The organism is Mucilaginibacter sp. (assembly GCF_039207105.1).
GTDB lineage: Bacteria > Bacteroidota > Bacteroidia > Sphingobacteriales > Sphingobacteriaceae > Mucilaginibacter.
In genome coordinates this window covers 1-2,227 of record NZ_JBCECK010000325.1, presented here as the reverse complement: position 1 = coordinate 2,227, position 2,227 = coordinate 1, and the positions used below count along the sequence as shown (strand labels likewise).

The window sequence follows — 2,227 nt, the reverse complement described above, 5'->3', positions numbered from 1 at the left end:
CAACGGTTAAAAACGCCCGTTTAAACGCCATGTCTGATCTGTACCGCTCTTTAGGTGGTGGCTGGAAATAAGCAATAATTACAACATAAAAAAAAGGTCCTTAGTATTTAGCTAAGGACCTTTTTTGTTTATCAGATGTGTTGTACCTTTAAATCAAGTTACTTAAGTATTCGAACGGCACCCCTTGCTGTGCAAAAAGCTCATCTGAATTATAATCCAGCAACCCTTCAGCTATATTCTTCATTTTCGTAATAGCTTGTATAATTAAGGCGGGACCAACACTAACCCTTGCTACTCCCAGGTTTTCCAGCTTCCGCAAATCCCGTATCATTCCAAAAAGGATCACACTCACCGGAATATCAGCCTCTTCAACCAACCTCGCAATATGCAGGTAATTGCTGATCAGAATCGGGAAAAAGCAATCGGCACCAGCCGAACGATAAGCCTTAGCCCGTTCAATAACCTTATCAATCGTATCATTTTGTTGTGGTTGGAAAAAAAGATCCGTACGTGCATTGATCACAACCGGTACGCCATACTGGATACCGGCTTCCCTGATGGCTTCAATTTTTAAACACTGTTCTGCAATGGGCGTGATCTCTTTGCCATGGTCAACACCATCTTCTATATTTAAACCTACAGCACCGGCATCGAGCAGTTTTTTGACATTATCTTTTAGTTCAGAGAGGTTTTCAGAAAAACCTCTTTCCAGGTCGACAGAAACCGGCAGATCAACCGATGCTGTAATGCCGCTTACAACAGATGTTAAATGTTTAAACGGAATATGTTCGCCATCTGGATAGCCATTGGCCAGCGCCATACCAATGCTTGCCGTTGCCAGTGAAGGAAACCCCACTGTTGATACCAATTTAGCCGATAATGTATCCCACACGTTAGGTAATATCAATAATTTATCAGCAGTATGCTGTTGTAAGAAGAGTTCCGCTTTTTCTTTTTGTGTTAATGACATAGAAATTTTGTTTTTATATTATTTCAATTGATGGTTTATATGTAAAATTCGATAAACCTTAAATGCTAAAATTACACCGCTCAGAGGATAAAAAACTTCGACTGGATTAAGAAATGCATTGATAAATTAATATCAATCATACTTTCCTCAGCTTAAAATTCAGCTCCGGTTATCTGACCTAAAAATCATCCTCAAGGCCTGATCCCTGGTCAAATAAGCTACTGCCCAACTGTATAGCGTTTTAATTTTATTATTATAGTTTACAAGAGATATCAGGTGAATGAACAACCAGCTAAGCAGGCCGAGAAAGCCGCTCAAGTGCAGTTTATGTTTAAACAGATCTGCAACAGCATGATGGCGCCCTACAATCGCCATGTCTCCGCGGTCAAAATACTTAAATGGCTTAAGCGGTTTGTTTTTTGCTAATGCCAATAAATTTTTAGCAAGCGTACGGCCTTGCTGAATTGCGGGCTGGGCCAATTGCGGGTGCCCTTTAGGATAAACCGGATCAGTTTCCTGAATACTGATATCGCCAATAGCATAAATATTTTGCAGGCCCTTTACCTGATTATAGGCATCCGTTACCATTCGCCCTCCGGCACCAAGGGAAGTTTCAGGTATACCCTCAAACCGGTGCGCGGTAACCCCGGCTGCCCAAATTAATGTTCCGGCCGCTATTACCTCATTATCAGAAAAAACAACTTGTTGGTCGTTGTAACTAATAACACGCGTGTTCAATTTTACGTTTACGCCCAATTGGGTCATTACCTCATAAGTTTCCTCATGTGTTTTTTCGCTCATTGGCGCCAGCAAATAAGGCATACCATCTACAATGTAAATCTTCCCGCCTGCATCCTTTAATTCCGGGTAGTCTTTCTCCAAAATAAAGTTTTTCATTTCTGCCAGCATGCCAACCACCTCAACACCGGTTGGCCCTCCTCCGGCCACCACAACAGTCAGCAGTTTTTCCCGCTCCACTGGATCTTTTTCAATCGCGGCCTTTTCTATAGTTTTAATCAATTCATTACGCATGTAAAGCGCGTCATCAATTCCTTTCAGAGAAATCGCGTTTTTTTGAACGCTTTCGTTATTAAAGAAATTAGTTTTTGAACCTGCGGCAAATACAAGGTAATCATAAGTGAGTTCGCCATCGTTCAAATAAATTGTTTGAGTTTCCGGATCAACTTTCAGCAATTCTGCCAGGCGAAAATTGATCTCTTTATTCCGGAATAATTTTCGGAACGGATAGGTTATACT

At 41.2% G+C, this 2,227-nt stretch carries 2 protein-coding genes; both read right to left on the bottom strand.

Going from position 1 to position 2,227, the window contains the following annotated elements; translation table 11 throughout:
* Nucleotides 1–148: 148 nt before the first annotated feature.
* Nucleotides 149–970, bottom strand: a complete 822-nt coding sequence (locus AAGC65_RS26145; RefSeq protein WP_343115388.1) for an isocitrate lyase/phosphoenolpyruvate mutase family protein — start codon at nt 968–970, stop codon at nt 149–151.
* A gap of 159 nt (nt 971–1,129) precedes the next feature.
* The coding region (locus tag AAGC65_RS26140) for an NAD(P)/FAD-dependent oxidoreductase (protein WP_343115387.1) at nt 1,130–2,227 on the bottom strand (1,098 nt) is incomplete at its 5' end.